Annotated in this window: 17 protein-coding genes; 11 read left to right on the forward strand and 6 right to left on the reverse strand. The window is 69.7% G+C overall.

All coding sequences use genetic code 11. From position 1 onward, the window contains the following. Positions 1-4: 4 nt before the first annotated feature. Together HLA95_RS20610 and HLA95_RS20615 are read right to left on the reverse strand one after the other, a co-directional pair. A complete protein-coding gene (locus HLA95_RS20610) occupies positions 5-1,705 on the reverse strand; it encodes an ABC transporter ATP-binding protein (protein WP_255513258.1) in 1,701 nt (566 codons plus the stop codon). A 120-nt stretch (positions 1,706-1,825) separates the two neighbouring features. Then, the gene (locus tag HLA95_RS20615) at positions 1,826-2,416 is read right to left on the reverse strand and encodes a class I SAM-dependent methyltransferase (RefSeq protein WP_191061222.1); all 591 of its coding nucleotides are present in this window, start codon (positions 2,414-2,416) and stop codon (positions 1,826-1,828) included. A 295-nt stretch (positions 2,417-2,711) separates the two neighbouring features. On the opposite strand from HLA95_RS20615, the gene HLA95_RS20620 reads away from it, so the two are divergent. Together HLA95_RS20620 and HLA95_RS20625 are read left to right on the forward strand one after the other, a co-directional pair. Further along, a complete protein-coding gene (locus tag HLA95_RS20620) occupies positions 2,712-3,470 on the forward strand; it encodes a sugar phosphate isomerase/epimerase family protein (protein WP_222184359.1) in 759 nt (252 codons plus the stop codon). Between the two features lie 80 nt (positions 3,471-3,550). Then, positions 3,551-8,332, forward strand: a complete 4,782-nt coding sequence (locus HLA95_RS20625) for an NAD-glutamate dehydrogenase (protein WP_222184360.1) — start codon at positions 3,551-3,553, stop codon at positions 8,330-8,332. A 22-nt stretch (positions 8,333-8,354) separates the two neighbouring features. On the opposite strand, the gene HLA95_RS20630 is transcribed toward HLA95_RS20625, so the two are convergent. Both HLA95_RS20630 and HLA95_RS20635 read right to left on the reverse strand, forming a co-directional pair. Continuing rightward, positions 8,355-8,579: a DUF3072 domain-containing protein gene (locus HLA95_RS20630; protein WP_191060205.1), complete on the reverse strand. Its 225-nt coding sequence runs from the start codon at positions 8,577-8,579 to the stop codon at positions 8,355-8,357. 63 nt (positions 8,580-8,642) lie between these two features. Then, entirely contained in the window at positions 8,643-9,242 is a 600-nt protein-coding gene (locus HLA95_RS20635; RefSeq protein ID WP_191060204.1) for a TetR/AcrR family transcriptional regulator, read from the reverse strand. 98 nt (positions 9,243-9,340) lie between these two features. Here HLA95_RS20635 and HLA95_RS20640 point away from each other — a divergent pair, with 98 nt between their 5' ends. Further along, entirely contained in the window at positions 9,341-10,135 is a 795-nt protein-coding gene (locus HLA95_RS20640; RefSeq protein ID WP_222184362.1) for a crotonase/enoyl-CoA hydratase family protein, read from the forward strand. Here HLA95_RS20640 and HLA95_RS20645 read toward each other — a convergent pair. Beyond that, positions 10,119-11,195: an AI-2E family transporter gene (locus HLA95_RS20645; RefSeq protein WP_191060572.1), complete on the reverse strand. Its 1,077-nt coding sequence runs from the start codon at positions 11,193-11,195 to the stop codon at positions 10,119-10,121. The two genes, HLA95_RS20640 and HLA95_RS20645, sit on opposite strands and share 17 nt — an antisense overlap. A 22-nt stretch (positions 11,196-11,217) precedes the next feature. Further along, positions 11,218-12,720 (reverse strand): histidine ammonia-lyase, encoded by a 1,503-nt coding sequence (hutH, locus tag HLA95_RS20650; RefSeq protein WP_191060571.1) that lies wholly within the window; start codon positions 12,718-12,720, stop codon positions 11,218-11,220. A gap of 188 nt (positions 12,721-12,908) precedes the next feature. Here hutH and HLA95_RS20655 point away from each other — a divergent pair, with 188 nt between their 5' ends. The 8 genes from HLA95_RS20655 (at position 12,909) to phoB (ending at position 22,432) form a co-directional block, all read left to right on the forward strand. Beyond that, entirely contained in the window at positions 12,909-14,852 is a 1,944-nt protein-coding gene (locus tag HLA95_RS20655) for an acetoacetate--CoA ligase (RefSeq protein ID WP_191060570.1), read from the forward strand. Between the two features lie 2 nt (positions 14,853-14,854). Continuing rightward, the gene (locus HLA95_RS20660) at positions 14,855-16,243 is read left to right on the forward strand and encodes a sensor histidine kinase (protein WP_255592122.1); all 1,389 of its coding nucleotides are present in this window, start codon (positions 14,855-14,857) and stop codon (positions 16,241-16,243) included. 106 nt (positions 16,244-16,349) lie between these two features. After that, complete coding sequence (locus HLA95_RS20665) at positions 16,350-17,375, forward strand: substrate-binding domain-containing protein (RefSeq protein WP_222184366.1); 1,026 nt, start codon at positions 16,350-16,352, stop codon at positions 17,373-17,375. A 97-nt stretch (positions 17,376-17,472) separates the two neighbouring features. Beyond that, entirely contained in the window at positions 17,473-18,846 is a 1,374-nt protein-coding gene (gene pstC / locus HLA95_RS20670; RefSeq protein ID WP_191060110.1) for a phosphate ABC transporter permease subunit PstC, read from the forward strand. Continuing rightward, a complete protein-coding gene (pstA, locus tag HLA95_RS20675) occupies positions 18,839-20,167 on the forward strand; it encodes a phosphate ABC transporter permease PstA (protein WP_191060109.1) in 1,329 nt (442 codons plus the stop codon). Before pstC ends, pstA begins: the two co-directional genes overlap by 8 nt. 77 nt (positions 20,168-20,244) lie before the next feature. After that, positions 20,245-20,991, forward strand: a complete 747-nt coding sequence (gene pstB, locus HLA95_RS20680; protein WP_222184377.1) for a phosphate ABC transporter ATP-binding protein PstB — start codon at positions 20,245-20,247, stop codon at positions 20,989-20,991. Positions 20,992-21,011: 20 nt separating this feature from the next. Continuing rightward, positions 21,012-21,713 carry a phosphate signaling complex protein PhoU gene (phoU, locus tag HLA95_RS20685; RefSeq protein ID WP_223861550.1) on the forward strand — a complete coding sequence of 234 codons (702 nt, stop codon included), beginning with the start codon at positions 21,012-21,014 and terminating at the stop codon, positions 21,711-21,713. After that, positions 21,710-22,432, forward strand: a complete 723-nt coding sequence (gene phoB, locus HLA95_RS20690) for a phosphate regulon transcriptional regulator PhoB (protein ID WP_191060107.1) — start codon at positions 21,710-21,712, stop codon at positions 22,430-22,432. The genes phoU and phoB overlap by 4 nt, the downstream gene beginning before the upstream one ends. The last annotated feature ends 35 nt before the right edge of the window (positions 22,433-22,467 follow it).

Consider the following 22,467-nt stretch of genomic DNA (forward strand, 5'->3'; position numbering starts at 1 on the left):
CCGCTCAGGCCTTGAGCAGGGCGGGGATGTCCCGCTCCGGCAGGTCGGCGCTGCTGCCTTCCTCGAACTGCAGGCGGTAGAGCCGGGCATAGATCCCGCCGGCCTGGACCAGGGAGGCGTGGTCGCCCAGCTCCACGATCCGGCCACGGTCCAGGACCGCGATCCGATCGGCATGCACGATGGTGGACAGGCGGTGGGCGATCACCAGCGTGGTGCGGTTCACCATCAGCCGCTCCAGCGCGTCCTGGATCTGCCGCTCGCTCTCCGTGTCCAGTGCGGAGGTCGCCTCGTCCAGCAGCAGGATCGGCGCCTTCTTCAGCATGGCTCGCGCGATGGAGAGGCGCTGCCGCTGGCCGCCGGAGAGCCGGATGCCCGAGCCGCCGATCCGGGTGTCGTAGCCTTCCGGCAGCGCCATGATGAAGTCGTGGGCGGCCGCGGCCGTGGCGGCGGCTACGATCTCGTCCTGGGTGGCGTTCAGCCTGCCATAGGCGATGTTGGCCCGGACCGTGTCGTCGAACAGGCTCACTTCCTGGCTGACCAGTGCCATCTGCGCGCGCAGCGAGGCCTGGGTCACCGTGCGGATGTCCTGGCCGTCGATCGTGATCCGGCCCTTCTGCGGCTCCCAGAAGCGCAGCAGCAGGTTGATCAGGGTCGACTTGCCCGAGCCCGACGGCCCGACCAGCGCCACGGTGCTACCGGGCGGGATGTCCAGGCTCAGGCCCTGAATGGCCGGCACGCGCTCATGATAGGCGAAATGCACGTCCTCGAAGCGGACATGGCCCTGCACCTTCGCGAGGACGCGGGCACCGGGCTGGTCCTCGATCTCGGACGGGCGGTCGATCACGGCATAGACCCGGTCGGCCGCGGCCAAGCCTTCCTGCAGGGCATTGTTCAGCTTGGCGATGCTCTTGAGCGGCTGGTAGGCCATGAGCAGGGCCGTGATGAAGCTGAAGAAGGTGCCGGGCGTGGTATTACCGGCCAGCACCTGGCTGCCGCCATAGCCGATCACCGCGGCGATCGCGATGCCACCCAGCGTTTCCATGACCGGTGCGGTGGCGGCGCGGATCCGGGCGGCCTTGAGCTGGAACTGGTACTGGCCCTCGATCAGCCCGTCGATCCGCTCGATCTCGAAGTCCTCGCGGTCATAGGCCTTGACCTGGCGCACCCCCTGGAAGGTCTGCTCCAGCCGGCCGGTGATCCGGCCCATCTGCGCCTGGGCCTGGCCCACCACCTTGCGCACCCGCTTGCCCAGCCGGGTGATCGGCCAGTAGGCGAGCGGGAAGCCCAGGAAGGCGATCGCGGCGAGCTTCCAGTCCTGGTAGAACATCAGCGCCACCAGGAAGATCACCGACAGCCCGTCGCGGGCCATGCCGGTCAGCACCGAGGTGAGCGCCACCCGCAGGGCGGCGACGTCATAGGTGATCCGCGAGATCAGCCCGCCGGTCCCCTCGGTCACGAAGAAGCCGAGATCGGCGCGGATCGTATGGCGGAACAGCCGGGCCTGGATGTCGGCGACCACGCGGTTGCCGGCATCCGCCATCATCCGGTCCTGCACGAACGAGGCCAGGCCCTTGACCAGCGCCAGCGCCAGCACGGCCAGCGGCACCAGCGCCAGCATGGTGCTGTCGCGTTCCAGGAAGACCTTGTCCAGGATCGGCTCGATCAGCCAGGCATTGCCGGCCGTGGTCGCAGCGACCAGCACCATCGCGACGGTGGCGATGGCGAGCTTGCCGGTCAGACCCTTGACGTGGTCATGCAGGAGGCGACGGAGCAGTGCGCGCCAGTGGCCCTCCGCCTGCAGCGGTGTCGTCGCCTTCTTGATGGTTCAGGCGCCCCGGTCGGCCGCGCTGGTGTACTTCCAGACGTAAGCCGGCGGCATGTTGTTGAGCACGAAGCCGGCCAGCTTGGCGTTCAGCCCGTAGCGCCGGTGCGGGATCGGCGAGATCGGGGAATAGCTGTACTGCAGCATCACGCCCTTGGGCCCGACGATCTTCATGCCGCCCTTGTAGATGGCTTCGCGGAAGCCGTCGGGCATCCCCACCATCGGCAGGCCGGAAATGATCGTCGATACCTTGCGCACGCCGTGCTTGCTCAGGATCTGGTCGAGCTTGGTGGCGTCGCCGCGCACGACCGTGGCGCCCATGAAGCGGGTGCTCAGGTACTTGTGCAGCTTCTCGTCCAGCTCGACGACGACCAGCGCCTCGCGCGGGATGCCGGAATCGACCAGACCCTGGGTGATCGCCCCGGTGCCGCCGCCCAGCTCGACCACCTTCTCGCCGGGCTGCCAGATCACCTGCTCGGCGATCTTCTTGGCCAGCGACTGGGAAGAGGGGATGATCGACCCCATCGACTTAGGCGACCTGAGCCAGGTCTTGAAGAAGAGCTCGCTCTCTTTGAACAGCTCGATCCGTTGCATTGCGTCTCCTCGGACCGGCCACGATGCCGGCCGCCCTCACCAGGCGACACCACCCCGATTCTGGGCGTGGTTCGGCAGGAAAAATAGAAACGACCCACCTTCAGGTCGAGGGCAGGGTCGCGTCGTGCGGTAAATAGGCCCGCTGCCCCCGGGCTGCAAAGTGCCTGTCGCGCAAACTTCCATGAAATGTGGCTAATGCACAATTTTGGTCCAGGCCTCCGGATGGGCGGCACCTGGCACCGGTGCCGAACGTTGCTGGAACGGTCAGGGGCCGGTCATGACAGGACGTGGCGCCATGGAAATCACTCCAGGCATGCAGCTCAGCGCTGCCCGCTCGTTTCCTCCGCTGGCAGCACGCCTGCAGGACCTGGCCGAGCTGGGCTATGCCAAAGTGGAGCCCTATGACGCCCTGCTGCGCGATCCCGGCGGGCTGATGGCCCTGGTACGTGCGGCGAACCTGACGATGCCCAGCATCCATGCGGGCATGCCCAGGCTGCGCTCCGACCTGCAGCGGGTGATCGGCATGGCCGACACGCTGCACGCCGGGATGGTGGTGATCCCCAACCTCGGCCATGGCGAGTATCCGACCGATACACCTGGCTGGATGCGGCTGGGCGCGGAGCTGGCCGGCTACGCGATCAAGCTGAAGACCGCGGGCAAGCGCCTGGTGTGGCACAATCGTGAACAAGAATTCATGCGACTTCCGGATGGCAGCCGGCCGATCGAGCACCTGTTCGAGGCCTCGCCCGACATTCTCTGGGAGATCGACGTCGCCTGGGCGGTGCGCGCCGGCGAGGACCCGGCCGAGTGGATCGATCGCCATCCCGGCCGGATCGTGGCCGCACACCTGAAGGACATGGGCGAAAGCCCCGCCAGCGGCGAGCTCGTCTGGACCGATCTCGGCCAGGGCATGCTCGACTGGGGGCTGATCGTCCCGGCACTGCGTCGGTCCGCCTGCCAGCACTGGTATGCCGGGCACGGCGCCTGCCTGGACTTCGAGCGCTTCGCCCGCCGTGCCATCCAGACGATGCGCGACTGGTCCGGGTCGGGCTGAACCGCCGGGCCCCTGCCTTGCCACGGCCACGACCGGCGCACATCATCCTGGCAGAACTGGCGACTCCGGGAGGTCAGGACGTGGAATTTGCCGAAGGGTCGGGATCCGAGCCGCTCGCGGCCGTGAGCGAGCTGGTGCAGAGCCGGATGCCGGCCGCCGACCGCGACCTGGCCCAGGGCTTCGTCGAGCGCTTCTTCGTCGGCGTGGCCGAGGCCGACCTGGCGGCGCACGACCCGGCCGACCTCTACGGGCTGGCGCTCAGCCATCTGGAGCTCGCCCACCGGCGCCTGCCCGGCGCCTGCCGGATCCGGGTGCTCAATCCGGACATCGAGCGGCACGGCTTCGTCTCGACCCATACGCTGGTGCAGATCGTCAACGACGACATGCCCTTCCTGGTCGACAGCGTCCACCTGGCGGTGGCGCGCGCGGGCCTGGCCATCCATCTCACCATCCACCCGGTCATGCCGGTGCGGCGCGACGGTGACGGGCGGCTGGTCGGCCTGGGCGGGCCGGACGCCCGGCCGGAGAGCTTCATCCTGGTCGAGGTCGACCGCCGCTCCGACCAGCCGACCCTGGCGCGCCTGGAAGCCGAGCTCCAGCGCGGCATCGAGGACGTGCGCAAGGCGGTGCGCGACTGGCAGCCGATGCGCGCCAAGGTCGACGAGGCTGCCGGTGACCTGGCCGCACTGCCGGGCGACGTGGCCGAGCCCGTGGCCTTCCTGCGCTGGCTCGCCGACAACCACTTCACCTTCCTGGGCTATGCCGCCTACGACCTCGCCGAGACCGGGGACGGGCTGGACCTGATCCAGGTGCCGGGCTCGGCACTGGGCATCCTGGCGATCCCGGAAGCGGAGGCGGGCGGGCAGCCCCGCTCCGGCGGGCTGGCGGCATTGCCGCCCGAGATGCGGGAGCACGCGATCCAGCCGGACCCGCAGGTGGTGGTGAGCAAGGCCAGCACCCGGGCCACGGTGCACCGGCCCTCCTATCTCGATTATGTCGGGGTCAAGCGCTACGGGCCGGACGGCTTGGTGGTCGGCGAGCACCGCTTCCTCGGCCTGTTCACCTCAGTCGCCTACAGCCTGCCGCCCCACGACATCCCGCTCTTGCGCGGCAAGGTGCAGGGCGTGCTCGACGCCATGCGGCTGCCGGCCCACGGGCATGCCGCCAAGGCGCTCACCCACATCCTCAACAACCTGCCGCGCGACGAGCTGTTCCAGATGGACGGGGCGCAGTTGCTGGCGACTGCGCGCGCCACGCTGCAGCTCCAGGACCGCTCGCGCCTCAAGCTGTTCCTGCGCCAGGACCGGTTCTCGCGCTTCTTCTCGGTGCTGCTCTATGTCCCGCGCGAGCGCTGGACCACGGGCGTGCGCGCGCAGATCGAGCGGATTTTGCTGGCGCGCCTACACGGGGTGGACTGCGAGTTCCAGACGCAGCTCGGCGAGAGCCCGCTGGCCCAGGTCCTGTTCATCGTCCGGGTCCGGGACCCGCGAGCGCCGGTCGAGGTCACCGCCGAGGAACTGGAGGCCGAGATCGCCGAGGCGACCCGGCCCTGGAGCGAGGGGCTGCGCGCCGCCCTGCTCGAGGCGCAGGGCGAGGAAGCGGGCGTGCGCCTGCTGGCCCGGTTCGGCACGGCGTTCCCGATCTCCTACCAGGAGCAGATCGCGCCCAGGGCGGCGGTCGCCGACATCGCCCGGATGGCGGCACTGGAGCGGGAAGGCGCGACGCTGTCGGTGACGCTGTACCGGCCGCTGGGCATCCGCGCCGAGCGGCTGCGCCTCAAGCTGATCCAGGCCGGCCAGCGCGCCGCCCTGGCCGACGTCCTGCCGGTCCTGGAGAATCTGGGCCTGCGCACGCTGGCCGAGGATGCCCATCTGATCGCCGACCGGGAGGGGCAGGCCTTCTGGCTGCACGATTTCGAGGTCGAGCCGGTGGTGCCGGGCAGCTTCGACCTCGACCGGATCGGCAGCCGGTTCGAGGCCGCGTTCCGCCGGATCTTCCTGGGCGAGATCGAGAATGACGGGTTCAACCGGCTGGTCCTGGCGGCCGGCCTGGACGCCGACCAGATCGTGACCCTGCGGGCGATCTGCAAATACCAGCTCCAGGTGGGCCTGACCTTCAGCCAGCCTTATGTCGAGCAGACGCTGGCCGCCAACCCGGAGCTCGCCCGTGCGCTGGTCGTGCTGTTCGGGGCGAGGTTCGACCCGCACACCGAAGGTGACCGGGCCGCTGCCGAAGCGGCCGCGGTCGCCCGCATCGACGCGGCGCTCACCAAGGTGGCGGTGCTGGACGAGGATCGGATCCTGCGCCGCTATCTCGGCACGATCCAGGCGATGCTGCGCACCAACGCGTTCCGGCCTTCCCGCCGCTCGCTCTCCTTCAAGCTCGACAGCCGGGCCGTGCCGGGCATGCCGCAGCCGGCGCCCTGGCGGGAGATCTTCGTCTACGCGCCCGAGGTCGAGGCGGTGCATCTGCGCGGCGGCCCGGTCTCGCGCGGCGGGATCCGCTGGTCGGACCGGCGCGAGGACTTCCGCACCGAGATCCTGGGCTTGGTCAAGGCGCAGATGGTCAAGAACGCGGTGATCGTGCCGGTTGGCGCCAAGGGCGGGTTCGTGGTCAAGCGCCCGCCCAGGTCCGGTGACCGACAGGCGCTGCAGGACGAGGCGATCCGCTGCTACCGGATCTTCCTGGACGGCCTGCTCGACATCACCGACGACATCCGGGACGACGCCACCATCCCGCCGGACGAGGTGGTCCGCCACGACGGCGACGATCCCTATCTCGTGGTCGCGGCCGACAAGGGCACGGCCAGTTTCTCCGACATCGCCAACGCGCTCGCCACCGAGCGCGGCTTCTGGCTGGGCGACGCCTTCGCCTCAGGCGGCTCGGCGGGCTACGACCACAAGAAGATGGGCATCACCGCCCGGGGTGCCTGGGAATCGGTGCGCCGCCACTTCCGCGAGATGGGCGTCGATCCGGAGCAGGACCCGATCAGCGTGATCGGCATCGGCGACATGTCCGGCGACGTGTTCGGCAACGGCATGCTGCTCAGCCGCTCGATCCGGCTGGTGGCGGCCTTCGACCACCGCCACGTCTTCCTGGACCCCGATCCGGACCCGGAGCGCAGCTTCGAGGAGCGCGCGCGGCTGTTCGCCCTGCCGCGCTCGTCCTGGGACGACTTCGACCGCAGCGTGATCAGCGAAGGCGGCGGGGTGTTCTCCCGCCAGCTCAAGTCGATCCCGCTCTCGCCACAGGTCCGCGCCGTGCTGGGCATCGAGGCGGAGAGCCTGCCGCCGTTCGAGCTGATGAGCGCCATCCTGAAGGCGCCGGTCGACCTGTTCTGGAACGGCGGGATCGGGACCTATGTCAAGGCGCGGGCCGAGACCCACCGGGAGGCCCAGGACCGCGCCAACGACCCGATCCGGGTGGATGGCGAGGACCTGCGCTGCAAGGTGGTCGCCGAGGGCGGCAATCTCGGCGTCACCCAGCGCGGGCGGATCGCGTTCGCGCGCAAGGGCGGGCGGATCGGCACCGACTTCGTCGACAATTCGGCGGGCGTCGACTGCTCGGACCATGAGGTCAACATCAAGATCCTGACCGGGGCGGTGGAGCAGGCAGGCGATCTCACCCGCAAGCAGCGCGACCTGCTCTTGCGCGAGATGACCGACGAGGTCGCGGCCATGGTCCTGCGCGACAACACGCTGCAGAACCTGGCGCTGTCCACGACCGAGCAGCGTGGCCTGGAGCTCTTGGATTCGCAGATCGGCCTGATCCGCTCGCTGGAGCGCAGCGGTCGGCTGGTGCGCAGCCTGGAGTTCCTGCCCGGCAACGAGGAGCTGGCCGAGCGGCGCCGCGAGGGCCAGGGCCTGACCCGGCCGGAGCTCGCCGTGCTGATGGCCTATGCCAAGATGGACCTGTTCGACGGGCTGTGCGCCGGCACCGCCGTGGACGACCCCTATCTGGCCGAGGAGCGGCTGCATTATTTCCCGCGGCCGCTGCGCAAGCGCTTTCCCGAGGCCATCGCCCGGCACCGCCTGGGGCGGGAGATCGTCGCCACCCGTCTCGCCAACGGCATGGTCAACCGGGCCGGCATCTCCTTCGTGCGCGATCTCGCTGAAGAGACCGGCGCCACCGTCGACGAGATCGCCCGCGGCTACCTGATCGTGCGCGAGGTGTTCGAGCTGCTGCCGGTCTGGGGTGCGGTGGAGCAGCTCCCGGCCGCCAGCGGGCCGGCGCAGCTCGCTTTGCTGACCGAGCTCACCCGCACCACGGCACTGGCCGTGCGCTGGACGATCGTGCACGACCTGGCGAGCCTGCCGCTGGCCGACACGATCGAGCGGCTGCGCGGCGGCATCCATGCGCTCTGGACGCAGATCGAGCGGCTGGCGCCGCCGAGCTTCGCCCAGTGGCTGGGCGGGCGCTGCGGGGAGCTGCAGGGGCTGGACCTGCCGGCCGAGGCGATCGAGCATCTGGCGGTGCTGCCGCTCACCACCGTGCTGCTCGACGTGCTGCGCATCGCCCATGATACCGGCCTCGCGGTCGAGGAGGCGGCGCGCGTGCGCCTGGCGCTGGACGAGATGCTGGATACCGGGCGGATCGCGCAACTGGTCGACCGGATCGCCGTGCGCAGCGCCTGGGACCACGAGGCCAAGGCGGCGTTGCGCGACGAGCTGGCGGAGATGCTGCGCCGTGCCGCCCACGACCTGCTCACCAAGGGCGAGACGCTGGAATCCTGGCCGGAACGGCGCAGGGCCGCGATCGAGCGCTACCGCGGCGTCCTGAACCGGGCCGAGAACGAGGCGACGGTGGACCCCGCGGTGGTCGGTGCGGTGGTGCGCTCGCTGGGCCGGCTCACCGCGGGCTGACGCCCGCCAGTAGGAGCCGGGCTCAGCGGCCGAGCTTGCCCTTGAGCTCGTCGATCAGCCGGGACGCCTCGGCCTTGGTGAGCGCGCCGCCGGGCGGCTCGACCTTGGCCTCCTCGCACAGCGTGGTGAGATAGGAGGCCTGGGCGCCGGTCATCGGCTCGTCACCCGACACCCAGTCGTCCGGATCCTTCTCCGTGTTCGAGCCAGGATGCGGGTCCAGCTTCGGGTTGTCCGCGGCGTTGCTCATCTGGTCCTCGGTGTTCCTGTTATGTTCGACAAGAACCTGGAGGGGCCGGCTCCGGTTCCCTCGTCAGGCGGCCTCGGGCTGACCGGCCCGCTTCGCCGCGGCCTCCAGCAGGGCGCGCGCCGCCTCGCCGGCCGCTTCCATATAGGCGGGGTCGCGGTGCAGCAGGATCACGGCGAAGCCGCCATCCAGCAGGAGCACGACCTGCCGGGCGAGCAGATCCGGCTCCGGCAGTTCGCCGGCTGCGAGCTGCTCGGCCAGCCAGGCCTCGAAGCGCTTCTTGTGGGCCGCACCGATGCGCATCGCCGGGTGGCCCGGCAGGTTGGCGAGCTCGGCTGCCGTCCGCAGGAAGCCGCAGCCCTTCCAGTGCTTCTGCGCCACCGTGTGCGCCAGCCGCCGGAAGATCGCCTGGACCTTGAGCGGCAGCCCGCCCTCGGCCTCGGCGAACCAGCGCTGGAACAGAGCGAGGTTCGGCTGGTCGCGGGCCTCCAGATAGGCGGCGACCAGCTCGTCCTTGCTGCGGAAATGGTAGTAGAGCGTCCGCTTGGTCACCTTGGCCTGCTCTGCCACCGCATCGACGCTCACCGCCCGGATTCCCTGCGCGTAGAACAGCCGGCTCGCCGCCGCGATGATGCGTGACCTGGTGCTGGGAGGGGCAGGGGCCATGGGGTCGAGGTATACCGACCAGTGAGTATCGGCAAGCGGGCGGCCCGCGTTAGCCTCCCAAGCGATCGAAGCATCCGGCAGCAGCAGGAGGGATCGTCATGAACGTGCTGGTCGAGGTGGCGGAGCGCATCGCCCTGGTGACCCTGAACCGGCCGGAACGGCTGAACGCTTTGGACTTCGCCACGATCGACTGCCTCCAGGCGCTGCTCGACGGGTTCGAGGCGGATGGCGAGGTGGGGGCGGTGATCCTGACCGGTGCCGGCGAGCGGGCCTTCTCGGCGGGTGCCGACATCCACGAGTTCACCGGCAGCGTCCGGGCCGGTGCTGCCGTGGCCGTGCGCGATTTCGTCCTGCGCGGCCAGCGGCTGACGGCGCGGATCGAGCGGTTCCCCAAGCCGGTGATCGTGGCGGTGAACGGGCTGGCCTATGGGGGTGGGTGCGAGATCACCGAGGCGGCACCTCTGGCGCTGGCCAGCGAGCGCGCGAGCTTCGCCAAGCCGGAGATCCGGCTGGGCATGCCGCCGACCTTCGGCGGGACCCAGCGGCTGCCGCGGCTTGCCGGCCGCAAGCGCGCTCTGGCCCTCCTGCTGAGCGGCGAGCCGTTCAGCCCGGCTCATGCGCTGGAGATCGGGCTGGTCAACCAGGTGGTGCCGCACGAGCGGCTGCTGCCTGCGGCACGCGAACTGGCCGGGCGCATCCTGCGCCACACGCCGGAAGCGATCGCCGCGGTGCTCGCTTCCGCCACGGGCGGGCTCGATCTCGGCATCGCCGACGGGCTGGCGCTGGAGGCGGAGCAGTTCCGCCGGGTTGCCGCGAGTGGCCGGCTCCTGCCGGAACTGGAAGCCTGGGCGGCCGGGCGCGGTCGGGGGCGTGCGGTCAGTCCGGCAGGATGATCTGCGTCGGCCGGCCCTGCCGGCGCTGCTGGGTCCATTCCAGCACCAGCACATAGGCCACCGCCAGCAGGGTCGGGCCCAGGAACACGCCGAGCAGGCCGAAGGCGAAGGCGCCGCCCAGCACCCCGATCAGGACCAGGAGGAGCGGGGTCTTGGTGGCGCCGACCTTGTGAATGAGCCAGGGCCGGATGACGTTGTCCGAGCTCGATACCGGCACGGCACCCCAGATGATCATGAAGATCGCCCAGAAGGTCTCGTTCTGCTGGAACAGCCACAAGGCGGCCGGCACCCAGACCAGCGGCGGGCCGATCGGGGTCAGCGACAGCACCGCGGTCAGGATGCCCAGGAAGGCGGGCGCCGGCAGCCCCGCCATCCAGTAGCCGATGCCGGCCACGACACCCTGGATCACCGCCGTGCCGAGCATGCCGTAGACCACGCCCTTGACCGTGCTGCCGGCGACGTCCAGGAGCCGCTTGGCCCGCGCCCCCGTCAGCCGCTCCAGCCCGCCCTGGACCCGGTCGGCCACCGCCTCGCCGTCCCGGTAGAGGAAGAACATGATCACCAGGCTGAACGCGAGCTCCAGCAGCCCGGTGCCGATGCCGAGCCCCGCGGTCAGCGCCAGCTGCGCCATGTTCTCGGCGTAGGGGGTCACGTAGCGCAGGATCGCGAAGCCGCCCTGTGCCGCGTCCCGCCACTCCTCGGCGACCAGCACGCCCACCAGCGGCACCGATTCCACCCAGCCGGGCGGGGGCGGCAGGCCGGCCGCGAACACCTCGCGCATCCAGCGGATGCCGAGCGTCATCTGGTTGCCCATCGACGGCACCAGGGCGGCGAGCGGCACCACCAGGATCAAGAGGGCGCCCGTGACCATGGCGAGCGAGGCCAGGCTCGGGGAGAGATGGCGCTGGCGCAGCCAGCGATAGGCGGGCCAGGTCGTGTAGACCAGGATGACCGCCCAGGCGGTGGCGGACAGGAACGGGGCCACCACCAGGTAGCAGGCGGCCAGCAGGATCGCGAGGGCCGCCACGCCCAGCGCCTGTTCGAGGCTGGGCTGGTTCATCGGAGCCATCGGGCGGGCGGGGTCATGCGCCGGCCAGCCGGCCGGCCAGGACGGCCGCGGCCAGTGCTCCGATCTCGGGCCCGAGCATCCGGTCGTCCTCGAGCTTCGGGCTGATCTCCCGCACGGTCGCGAACGCCGTCTCCAGGGCCGGCGACGAGCGCAGCGGCCGGCGGAACTCGATGCCCTGGCAGGCCGCCATCAGCTCCACGGCCAGGAGATGGGCGAGGTTGTCGTTCATCTCGATGAGCCGGCGCGCGGCATAGGTGGCCATGCTGACATGGTCCTCCTGGTTCGCCGAGGTCGGCAGGCTTTCCACACCTACCGGGCTCGCCAGGTGCTTGTTCTCCATCTGCAGGGCGGCCGCCGTCACCTGGGCGATCATGAAGCCGGAGTTCAGCCCGGGTGCCGGGGTGAGGAAGGCCGGCAGGAGCGAGAAGCCCGGGTCGATCAGGAGGGCTATGCGCCGCTCGGCGATCGCACCGATCTCGGCCAGGGCGAGCGCGATGCGGTCGGCCGCCAGCGCCACCGGCTCGGCATGGAAGTTGCCCCCGGACAGGATCTCGCCTTCGTCCGGGAAGACCAGCGGGTTGTCCGACACTCCGTTGGCCTCGCGCTCCAGGATCCCGGCCGCATCCGAGAGCAGGTCCCAGCAGGCACCCATCACCTGCGGCTGGCAGCGCAGGCAGTAGGGGTCCTGCACCCGGTCGTCGCCGTAGCGGTGGCTTTCGCGGATCTCGCTGCCCTGGAGCAGCTCTGCCAGCTTCGCCGCCATGATGCCCTGGCCGGTCTGGTTGCGCAGCCGGTGGATGCGTGCGTCGAACGGCGTGTCCGAGCCCTTGGCGGCGTCCACGGTCAGGGCACCGGCGACCAGGGCCGTGTCCATCAGCAACTGGGCCTGCCACCAGCCGTGGATCGCCAGCGCGGTCGAGACCTGGGTGCCGTTCAGCAGCGCCAGCCCTTCCTTCGGCCCCAGTACCAGCGGTGCCATGCCGATCCGCTCCAGCGCCTCGCGGGCCGGCAGTCGCTCCCCCGCCAGCCGGATCTCGCCCTCGCCGATCAGGGCACCGCTCAGATGGGCCAGGGGTGCTAGGTCACCCGACGCACCAACCGAGCCTTTGGCCGGCACCACCGGCAGGGCGTCGTGGCGCAGCAGGTTCAAGAGCGCATCGACCGTGGCCGGACGCACCCCCGAATGGCCATGGGCCAGGGAGGCGGCCTTGAGGATCAGGACCAGCCGGACCACGACATCGTCGAGCGGCCGGCCCACGCCGCACATGTGGCTGAGCACCAGGCGCTTTTGCAGTTCCTCGACCTGGGCCGGCGAGATCCGGGTGTGAGCCAGCCGGCCGAAGCCGGTGTTGACGCCATAGGTCGGTGCATCCGCGGCCGCCGCCCGTGCCACCACCTGTTCGGCCGCCGCGATCTTCGGCCGGAACGCCTCGTCCAGGACGAGCTCCAGGCCGGGCGTGCCTGCCCAGGCCATCAGCTCGCTCAGCACCAGTCGCCCCGGAACCAGTTCTGGCATGCTCGCTCTCCTGCGTCCGCCTCCCGCTCTTAGGACGGCCTCGCCTTCGGCGCCATGGGCGAGAGGGTAAGCCCCGGACCCCGGGATCGGCGCAGGCCATCCTCTACGATGTCGCAGGCGGTAGCGGACGGCCGATCCGCCGCGTATCAGGGGCCCGGACAGGTGGAAGCGGCTCCGGAGAACAAGAAATGAACCCGATCCTATTCGTGCCCTCGCCCGAACGGATCGCGGCGAGCAACTGGACGGCGTTCCGCAATGCGTGGGCGGCGCGTGATCCGAGCGTGCCGGAGGAGCCCCGGGCGTTGTGGCGCCACAGCGTCACCCATGCGCCGGCATTCTGGCAGGAGCTTCGTGCCTATGCCGGCGTGATCGACGAGGGCTCGCCCGAGCCGGCGCTGGTCGGCGACGCGATGCCAGGTGCCAAGTGGTTCCCGAACCTGCGCCTGTCCTTTGCCGAGAACCTGCTGCGCCGCAGCGACGACGGCGTGGCGCTGATCGCCTGCGACGAGCGGGGCAGCCGGCGCGAGGTCGACTTCGCCGAGCTGAACCGCATAGTCGCGGGCCTGCAGGCCTGCCTGCGCCGGCTGGGCGTGGGCGTGGGCGACCGGGTGGCCGGGCTCATGCCCAACATCCCCGAGGCGATCGTGGGCCTGCTCGCCGCCAACTCGATCGGCGCCGTGTGGTCGTCCTGCTCCCCCGATTTCGGCCGGCAGGGCGTGCTCGACCGGTTCGGCCAGATCAAGCCCACCGTGCTCCTGACCGTCGACGGCTACAGCTATGGCGGCAAGCCGTTCGACATCCGGGCCAAGGTCGCCGAGATCGCCGCTGCCATCCCGTCGTTGCGTGCCGTGGTGGTGGTGCCCTATCTCGAAGCCTCGCCCGATCTCTCGCCCGTGCCGAACGCGCTCAGCTGGCAGGAGGCGATCCAGGGCGGCGAGGCCAGGCCCAGCTTTGTCCGCCTGCCGTTCGACCACCCGCTGCTGGTGCTCTACAGCTCCGGCACCACCGGCACGCCCAAGGCCATCGTCCACGGCCAGGGCGGCACGCTGTTCCAGCACCTCAAGGAGCATCGCCTCCATGGCGACCTGAAGGACGGCGACCGGCTGTTCTACTTCACGACCACGTCCTGGATGATGTGGAACTGGCTGGTCAGTGGCCTTGCCTGCAACGCGACCCTGGTCCTGTGGGAGGGCTCGCCGTTCCATCCCGACCCCGCGGTCCTGTGGCGGCTCGCCGAGGCCGAGGGCTTCACCCAGTTCGGCACCTCCGCCAAATATATCGACGCCTGCAAGAAGGCCGGGGTCCGGCCGGCCGAGTTCGGGCTGGCGAAGCTGCGCACGTTGTTCTCGACCGGCTCGCCGCTGGTTCCGGAAAGCTTCGCCTGGATCTACGAGGCGGTGAAGCAGGAGCTGCAGGTGGCCTCGATCTCGGGCGGTACCGACATCGTGTCCTGCTTCGTGCTGGGCTACCCGACCCTGCCGGTCCGCATGGGCGAGATCCAGGGGCCGGGCCTGGGGCTTGCGGTCGACGTCTGGAACGATGACGGGCAGCCGGTGCGGGAGGAGAAGGGCGAGCTGGTCTGCACCCAGCCGTTCCCCTGCATGCCGGTCTCGTTCTGGAACGACCCGGATGGCAGCCGCTACCGCTCCGCCTATTTCGAGCGCTTCCCCGGCGTCTGGCATCATGGCGACTATGCCGAGATCACCGAAAGCGGCGGGATCGTGATCCATGGCCGCTCCGATGCGGTGCTGAACCCCGGTGGGGTTCGGATCGGCACGGCCGAGATCTACCGGCAGGTCGAGCAGGTCGAGGAGGTGCTGGAGGCGATCTGCGTCGGCCAGGACTGGGAAGGCGACGTGCGGGTCGTGCTGTTCGTGAAGCTCCGCCCGGGCCTGGTGCTCGACGACGGGCTGCGCGAGCGGATCAAGCGCCAAGTGCGGGCCAACACCACGCCCCGCCACGTACCGGCCAGGATCGTCCAGGTCGCCGACATCCCGCGCACCATGAGCGGCAAGATCACCGAGATCGCGGTGCGCGACGTCATCCACGGCCGGCCGGTCAAGAACACCGAGGCGCTGGCCAACCCGCAGGCCCTCGACCTCTTCCGGGACCTGGACGACCTGCGCCGTTGAGCATGGCCACCACCGCCGCTGCGGGGCTGCGCGCGATCGGGCGGGAAGCGCCGATCTGGAGCCTGGCGGGCTGGCTGCCGCTCTGCCTGCTCTGGGCCACCGGCCATCTGGACTGGGTCGGCCTGCTGCTGGGTGCGGTGGTGGCTTTCCTGGCAGGCGGCCTCCTGGCGCTCTGGCGGATCCGCGAGCTGGGCCCGTTGGTCGCCTGGGTCGAGCGGGTGCGCGATGGCCAGAGCGCGCCGGGGGCCGTGCCGGACAGCTTCCTCTACGGCCGGCTGCCCCCGGCGCTGCTGGCGGTGGAGCGCGAAACCCAGGCCCTGCGCCAGCAGGTCGCCTCCTCGGACGAGCTGCAGCGCGCCATCGTCGACGCGGTGCCCGACCCGATGCTGGTGGTGAACGCCCGCGGCCATGTCCGCCTCGCCAACCCCAGCGCCGAGCAGCATTTCGCGCAGAAACTGTCGGGCCAGCCGCTCGGCCGGTTCCTGCGCGACCCTGGCATCCTGGCCGCGATCGACTCGGCGATCCTGGGCGGCGTGTCCTCGACCGTGACCTTCAGCCCGCTGCTGGAGCGGATGCGCCGCTATACCTGCCGGGTCCAGCCGGTGCAGACCGCCGAGAACGAGCCGGCCGCGGTCCTGTGCCTGCGCGAAACGTCGGAGCAGCTCGCGATCGAGCGGATGCGCTCGGACTTCATCGCGAATGCCAGCCACGAACTGCGCACGCCGCTCACCGCTCTCCTGGGTTTTGTCGAGACGCTGAAGGGGCCGGCCAGGGACGACCCGGCGGCACAGGCGATGTTCCTGGACATCATGGCGGCCGAGGCCGCGCGGATGACCCGGCTGATCGACGATCTCCTGTCCCTGTCGCGTCTGGAGGCGGAAAGCTCACGGCCGCCCACCGACGAGGTCGGGCTGGAGGAACTGGTCGCGGCCACGGTGAGCGGGCTGGAGCCGCAGCTCCAGAAGAACGGCATGGTGGTGGAACTCGTGGCCGAGGACGGTATCCCGCCGGTGCGCGGCGACTACGACCAGCTTCAGCAACTGGTCACGAACCTCGTCGACAATGCCTGCAAGTACGGGCGGCCGGGAACGCCGGTGCGGGTCGAGCTGGGCCGGCTGGACCCGGCCGGGCCCGAGGCCGGGCCGCTCGCCGGCAGGAGTGCCGTGCAGCTTGCGGTGATCGATCAGGGCGACGGGATCGCACCCGAGCACCTGCCGCGCCTCACCGAGCGCTTCTATCGGGCTGATAAAGGCCGCTCGCGCCGGGCCGGAGGCACCGGGCTGGGCCTCGCCATCTGCAAGCACATCGTCAAGCGGCATGGCGGCCATCTGGGCGTGGCGAGCCGGCTGGGCGAGGGCTCGCGCTTCAGCGTGTTCCTGCCGCTGCCCTGAGCCCCGGGTGCCGGCTGTCACGGCGCTGTCACGGAGACATCATAAAAGCGGCACCGCGCTGGGCCAATGGAACGCCCATCGCACGCTACCTATTGGAGCCCACCAGATGAAGCATCTGGCCTATGCCGCGGCCGGTCTGGCCCTCGCCGCATTCGCGACCGACGCGCATGCCCGCGACCAGATCCGCATCGTCGGCAGCTCGACCGTGTTTCCCTTCTCCACCGCGGTTGCCGAGACGTTCGGCGGCAAGTCCGGCATGCCGGTCCCGGTGGTCGAGAGCACCGGCACGGGTGGCGGCATGAAGCTGTTCTGCAGCGGGGTCGGCGAAAGCACGCCCGACATCACCAACGCCTCGCGGCGGATCAAGGAGTCGGAGCTCGAGGCCTGCGCCAAGGCCGGCATCGATGCGGTGACCGAGGTCCAGATCGGCTTCGACGGCATCGTCCTCGCTTCCGACAAGTCGGCGCCGGACGTCAGCCTGACCATCCCGCAGATCTTCCTGGCACTCGCCAAGGAGGTCCCGGTGGACGGCAAGCTGGTGCCCAATCCGTACGGGAAGTGGAGCGAGATCGACCCGTCCCTGCCGGACGTGAAGATCGAGGTCCTGGGCCCGCCGCCCACCTCCGGCACCCGCGACGCCTTCGTCGAGCTGGTGATGGATCACGGCTGCTCGACCTTCCCCGAGATCGAGGCGCTGGAGAAGGACGCCAAGACGGCCGCCTGCCAGACGATCCGCGAGGATGGCGGCTATGTCGAGGCCGGTGAGAACGACAACCTGATCGTGCAGAAGCTGCAGGCCAACCCGAACGCGGTCGGCATCTTCGGCTACAGCTTCCTCGACCAGAACATGGACAGCCTGAACGGCCACCCGATCGACGGCAACGAGCCGACCTTCGAGAACATCGCGTCCGGCGCCTACCCGGTTTCCCGCTCGATCTACTTCTATGTGAAGAACGCCCATGTCGGGGTCGTCCCCGGCATCAAGGAGTTCATCGAGGAGTTCACCAGCGAGGCCGCGTTCGGCGAGGAAGGCTACCTGACCGACAAGGGGCTGATCCCGATGCCGGAGGCGGAGCGCGAGGCCATGCGCAACAGCGCGCTGGCGCTCACGCCGGTCAACCTGGGCTCCTGAGGAACTGAGGGCAGGGGGCGCCGGCCGGCTGCCCCCTGCTGCTTCGGGCCGGCGGCACGGCGGTCCTGTCGAGCGAGCTCCCGGCCTGGCGGTAGGCATGTATACACTAGCGATCATTCTGGTCATGGCGGCGGGCGCGTTCCTGTTCTCGCGCCAGCGCGCCTGGGCACTGGCCGGCGGGCGCTCCAGCGCCCTGCACAGCCGCCCGTCCTACCATGGCTGGCACGCCGCCCTCCTGTCCGGGGGGCCGGCGATCCTGCTGGTCGTCCTGTGGTTCCTGTTCGCCTCCCCGATCGTCGGCGCCATCGTGACCGCCGGCCTGCCCGAGGTCGTGCGCAGCCAGCCGCCCGGCACGCTGCAGTTCTTCATGCAGGATGTGCAGCGGCTGGCAGCCGGGCTGCCGCTCGGCCGGGAAGCGAGCCCGGAGGCGATCGAGGCGGCCGATGCCTATGCCAGGGCGATGCTGGCCGGCAACTGGGTGTTCGGCGTCCTGGGCGTGCTGCTGGCCGGCTGGCTCGGCTGGCTCGCCTACCGGAAGGTCGACCCGCAGTTCCGCGCCCGCAACCGCGTCGAGCGGTGGACGGACTATATCCTGCTCTCGGCTGCGGCGGTCTCGGTGCTGATCACCGCCGGCATCGTGTTCTCGGTGCTGTTCGAGAGCCTGCGCTTCTTCTCGATGGTCTCGCCGATCGAGTTCTTCTTCGGCCTGAACTGGAGCCCGCAGACCGCGATCCGCGCCGACCAGGTCGGCTCCAGCGGCAGCTTCGGCGCGGTGCCGCTGATCACCGGCACGCTCCTGATCACCTGCATCGCGATCTTCGTGGCCGGCCCGATCGGGATCATGGCGGCGATCTGGCTCTCCCAATACGCGCCCAGGCGCGTCCGGGACGTCGCCAAGCCGCTGATGGAGGTCCTGGCCGGCATCCCGACCGTGGTCTACGGCTTCTTCGCCGCCCTCACCGTGGCCCCGTTCATCCGCCGCGTCGGCGAGGCGCTGGGCCTGAACGTGGCTTCCGAGAGCGCGCTCGCCGCCGGCATGGTCATGGGCATCATGATCATCCCCTTCGTGTCCTCCCTGTCGGACGATGCGATCAAGGCCGTGCCCACCGCACTGCGTGACGGGTCGTACGGCCTGGGTGCCACCAAGGCGGAAACGATCCAGCGGGTGATCCTGCCGGCAGCACTGCCGGGCATCATCGCCGGCTTCCTGCTCGCGGTGAGCCGGGCGATCGGCGAGACCATGATCGTGGTGATGGCCGCCGGTCTCGCGGCCAACCTCACTGTCAACCCGTTCGCGGCGGTCACCACCGTCACGGTGCAGATCGTGACCCTGCTGGTGGGTGATCAGGAGTTCGACAGCGCCAAGACCCTGGCGGCCTTCGCGCTCGGCCTGTTCCTGTTCGCCATCACCCTGGTCCTGAACGTCATCGCCCTCTACATCCTCCAGCGCTTCCGGGAACGCTATGACTGACCTGGTGTCCAACGGAGGCCGGTTCGCCGCGATCACGCAGCGGCCGCCCCGCCCAGAAGCGGTCGTGGCCGCGCATACGCGGCGGCGCTATGTCCGCGAGCGCCGCTTCAAGCTGATCGGCATGAGTGCCGTGATCGTGGCGATCAGCCTGCTCGCGATCCTGCTGGCCACGGTGCTCAGCAACGGCGCCGGGGCGTTCCGGCAGAGCTATGCGGTGCTGGATGTCCGGCTCGACCCGGCACAGATCGACCCGTCCGGGAACCGCGATCCCGAGGTGCTGGCCGATGCCGACTACCAAGCGGTCCTGAACGACGCCCTGGTCGCGGCGTTCCCGGACATGGACGACCGGCAGGGGCGGCGCGCGCTGCGCGCCATGCTGAGCAACAGCAGCGCGCTGCAACTGCGCCAGATGGTGCTGGACGACCCGGCGCTGATCGGCAGCACGGTCCCGGTCCGTTTCCTGCTGGACGACGAGCGCGACCAGTACCTGAAGGGCGAGGTCGACCCGAGCATCCCGGAGGCCAACCGCCGCCTGAAGGACCGCGACATCGCACTGGTCGACCGGCTGGCGGAGCAGGGCCGGATCGAGACCGGCTTCAACTGGACATTGTTCACCAACGCCGACAGCCGCGAGCCCGAGCAGGCCGGCCTGCGTGCGGCCCTGGTCGGCTCCTTCTGGATGATGCTGATCTGCTTCTTCCTGTCGGTGCCGGTGGGCGTGGCCGCCGCGGTCTATCTGGAGGAGTTCGCGCCCAAGAACCGGTGGATCGACCTGATCGAGGTCAACGTCAACAATCTGGCGGCGGTGCCCTCGATCGTGTTCGGCCTCTTGGGCCTCGCGATCTTCCTGAACCTGTTCGGCGTCCCCCGTTCGGCCTCCCTGGCCGGCGGCCTGACCCTGGCGCTGATGACCCTGCCGGTGATCATCGTGGTGACCAGGGCGGCCCTGCGCTCGATCCCGCCCTCGATCCGCGCGGCAGCGCTGGGTATCGGCGCCTCGCCGCTCCAGGTCGTGTTCCACCATGTCCTGCCGCTGGCGCTGCCGGGCATCCTGACCGGCACGATCATCGGCATGGCGAGGGCACTGGGGGAGACGGCACCATTGCTGATGATCGGCATGGTCGCCTTCATCGCCAACGTGCCGAGCGGGCCCCTGGACCCGGCGACGGCCCTGCCGGTGCAGGTCTTCCTGTGGTCGGACAGCCCGGAGCGGGCGTTCACCGAGCGCATGGCGGCGGCGATCATCGTGCTGCTGGGCTTCCTGATCGCGATGAACGTGATCGCGGTTCTGCTGCGCAAGAAATTCGAACGGACGTGGTGAGCACCATGGCGACGGCAATCAAGGTCAACGAGCTCCCGAAGACGGAGGTGCCCGCCGCCCAGCGGCCGGCGCCCAAGATGTCGGCCCGGAAGGTCAACCTCTGGTACGGCCAGAAGCAGGCGCTGTTCGATGTCGATCTCGACGTGGCCAAGAACTCGGTCGTGGCCCTGATCGGCCCGTCGGGCTGCGGCAAGTCGACCTTCCTGCGCTGCCTGAACCGGATGAACGACACGATCGACGGCTGCCGGACCCAGGGCGACATCCGCCTGGATGACCGCGACATCTATGATCGCAGCGTCGACGTGGTGCAGCTGCGCCGGCAGGTGGGCATGGTCTTCCAGAAGCCCAACCCGTTCCCGAAGTCGATCTACGAGAACGTGGCCTATGGGCCGCGCATCCATGGTCTGGCCGCGAACAAGGCGGAGTTCGACGAGATCGTCGAGACCAGCCTGAAGGGTGCCGGTCTGTGGAACGAGGTGGCCGACCGCCTGTCCCAGCCCGGCAACAGCCTGTCCGGCGGCCAGCAGCAGCGCCTGTGCATCGCCCGCGCCATCGCGGTCGCACCCGACGTGATCCTGATGGACGAGCCCTGCTCGGCGCTGGACCCGATCGCGACCGCCAAGATCGAGGAGCTGATCGACGAGCTCCGCCAGCACTTCACCATCTGCATCGTCACCCACAACATGCAGCAGGCGGCGCGCGTCTCGCAGAAGACCGCCTTCTTCCACCTGGGCAAGCTGATCGAGTTCGGGGACACCGACCAGATCTTCACCAACCCCAAGCAGCAGATGACCCAGGACTACATCACGGGCCGGTTCGGCTGAGCGAGGGGAGGGTGGCGGACATGAGCATGACCGAGAGCGGGCCGATCAAGAAGCACCTGGTGCGCTCCTATGACGACGACATGGAGCAGATCACCCGGCTGATCACCGAGATGGGCGCCATTGTCGAGCAGCAGGTGGCGTTCGCCACCCAGGCGCTGGCGGAAGGCGACGAGCACGCGGCGCGCACCGTGATCGACCGTGACCCCCAGGTCGATGCGCTGGAGGAACGGCTGGACCAGACCGCGATCCGGGTGCTGGCGATCCGTCAGCCGATGGCGATCGACCTGCGCATCATCGCGATGGCGCTCAAGATCTCCAACGACCTGGAGCGGATGGGCGACTATGCGGTCAACATCGCCAAGCGGGTGATCCGGTTGCAGAGCCAGACCCGGATCCGCCCGATCCCGACCATGGTGATGATGTCGGAAATGTGCCAGGAGATGGTCAAGGACATCCTGGACGCCTATATCGCCCGTGATCCCGACAAGGCCATGGCGGTCTGGAAGCGCGACCAGGAAGTCGACAACGCGCACAACAGCGTGTTCCGCGAGCTCCTGACCTACATGCTGGAGGATCCCCGCAAGATCACGCCCTGCATCGACTTGATCTTCATCGCGAAGAACCTGGAGCGGATCGGCGATCACGCCACCAACATCGCGGAGAAGATCCACTACATGATCCATGGCGACGAGATCAACCGCAGCCGGGACGACGAGAAATGAAGCCCGTGATCCTGGTGGTCGAGGACGAGCCACCTTTGCAGCAGCTCCTGGCCTACAACCTGAAGTCGGCGGGCTTCGACGTCGTCCAGGCCTTCGACGGCGAGGAGGCGCTGCAGCTGATCGACGAGCGTGCCCCCGACTTGGTCCTGCTCGACTGGATGCTGCCGGAAGTCTCCGGCGTGGAGCTGTGCCGCCGGCTGCGCCGCCGCGCCGACACCTCGGCCGTGCCAATCATCATGCTGACCGCGCGCACCGAGGAGCATGACCGGCTGCGCGGCCTGGAGACCGGTGCCGACGACTATGTCACCAAGCCGTTCTCGCCGGCCGAGCTGGTGGCCCGGATCCGCGCGGTGCTGCGCCGGGTCCGCCCGGCCTTCTCCGAGCAGACCCTGACCTTCCACGACCTGCGCATGGACCTGACCGCGCACCGCGTGTTCCGCAGCGGCCGAGAGGTCCACCTGTCGCCCACCGAGTTCCGCCTCCTGCGCTACCTGCTGGAGAACCCCGGCCGGGTATTCAACCGCAGCCAGCTCCTGGACCGGGTCTGGGGCTCGGACCTCGAGATCGAGCTGCGCACCGTGGACGCCACCGTCCGCCGCCTGCGCCGCTCGCTCAACCAGAACGGCGAGACCGACCTGCTCCGCACCGTGCGTGCCGAGGGCTATTCCCTCGACCTGAAGCACGGCGTCCCCACCGAGGGCCTGGCCGAGACCGGCTGACCCCGCCGCCGCTGCCGTCCCTTCCTCCCGCTCCC

The organism is Geminicoccus harenae (genome assembly GCF_019800005.1).
GTDB lineage: Bacteria > Pseudomonadota > Alphaproteobacteria > Geminicoccales > Geminicoccaceae > Geminicoccus > Geminicoccus harenae.

What these genes read in the sequence shown, in the direction of transcription:
- HLA95_RS20610 (WP_255513258.1), bottom strand. Translation starts at nt 1,705, where the DNA reads ATGGTGCTGGTCGCTGCGACCACGGCCGGCAATGCCTGGCTGATCGAG.
- HLA95_RS20615 (WP_191061222.1), bottom strand. Translation starts at nt 2,416, where the DNA reads ATGCAACGGATCGAGCTGTTCAAAGAGAGCGAGCTCTTCTTCAAGACC.
- HLA95_RS20620 (WP_222184359.1), top strand. Translation starts at nt 2,712, where the DNA reads ATGGAAATCACTCCAGGCATGCAGCTCAGCGCTGCCCGCTCGTTTCCT.
- HLA95_RS20630 (WP_191060205.1), bottom strand. Translation starts at nt 8,579, where the DNA reads ATGAGCAACGCCGCGGACAACCCGAAGCTGGACCCGCATCCTGGCTCG.
- HLA95_RS20635 (WP_191060204.1), bottom strand. Translation starts at nt 9,242, where the DNA reads ATGGCCCCTGCCCCTCCCAGCACCAGGTCACGCATCATCGCGGCGGCG.
- HLA95_RS20640 (WP_222184362.1), top strand. Translation starts at nt 9,341, where the DNA reads ATGAACGTGCTGGTCGAGGTGGCGGAGCGCATCGCCCTGGTGACCCTG.
- HLA95_RS20645 (WP_191060572.1), bottom strand. Translation starts at nt 11,195, where the DNA reads ATGAACCAGCCCAGCCTCGAACAGGCGCTGGGCGTGGCGGCCCTCGCG.
- hutH (WP_191060571.1), bottom strand. Translation starts at nt 12,720, where the DNA reads ATGCCAGAACTGGTTCCGGGGCGACTGGTGCTGAGCGAGCTGATGGCC.
- HLA95_RS20655 (WP_191060570.1), top strand. Translation starts at nt 12,909, where the DNA reads ATGAACCCGATCCTATTCGTGCCCTCGCCCGAACGGATCGCGGCGAGC.
- HLA95_RS20660 (WP_255592122.1), top strand. Translation starts at nt 14,855, where the DNA reads ATGGCCACCACCGCCGCTGCGGGGCTGCGCGCGATCGGGCGGGAAGCG.
- HLA95_RS20665 (WP_222184366.1), top strand. Translation starts at nt 16,350, where the DNA reads ATGAAGCATCTGGCCTATGCCGCGGCCGGTCTGGCCCTCGCCGCATTC.
- pstC (WP_191060110.1), top strand. Translation starts at nt 17,473, where the DNA reads ATGTATACACTAGCGATCATTCTGGTCATGGCGGCGGGCGCGTTCCTG.
- pstA (WP_191060109.1), top strand. Translation starts at nt 18,839, where the DNA reads ATGACTGACCTGGTGTCCAACGGAGGCCGGTTCGCCGCGATCACGCAG.
- pstB (WP_222184377.1), top strand. Translation starts at nt 20,245, where the DNA reads ATGTCGGCCCGGAAGGTCAACCTCTGGTACGGCCAGAAGCAGGCGCTG.
- phoU (WP_223861550.1), top strand. Translation starts at nt 21,012, where the DNA reads ATGAGCATGACCGAGAGCGGGCCGATCAAGAAGCACCTGGTGCGCTCC.
- phoB (WP_191060107.1), top strand. Translation starts at nt 21,710, where the DNA reads ATGAAGCCCGTGATCCTGGTGGTCGAGGACGAGCCACCTTTGCAGCAG.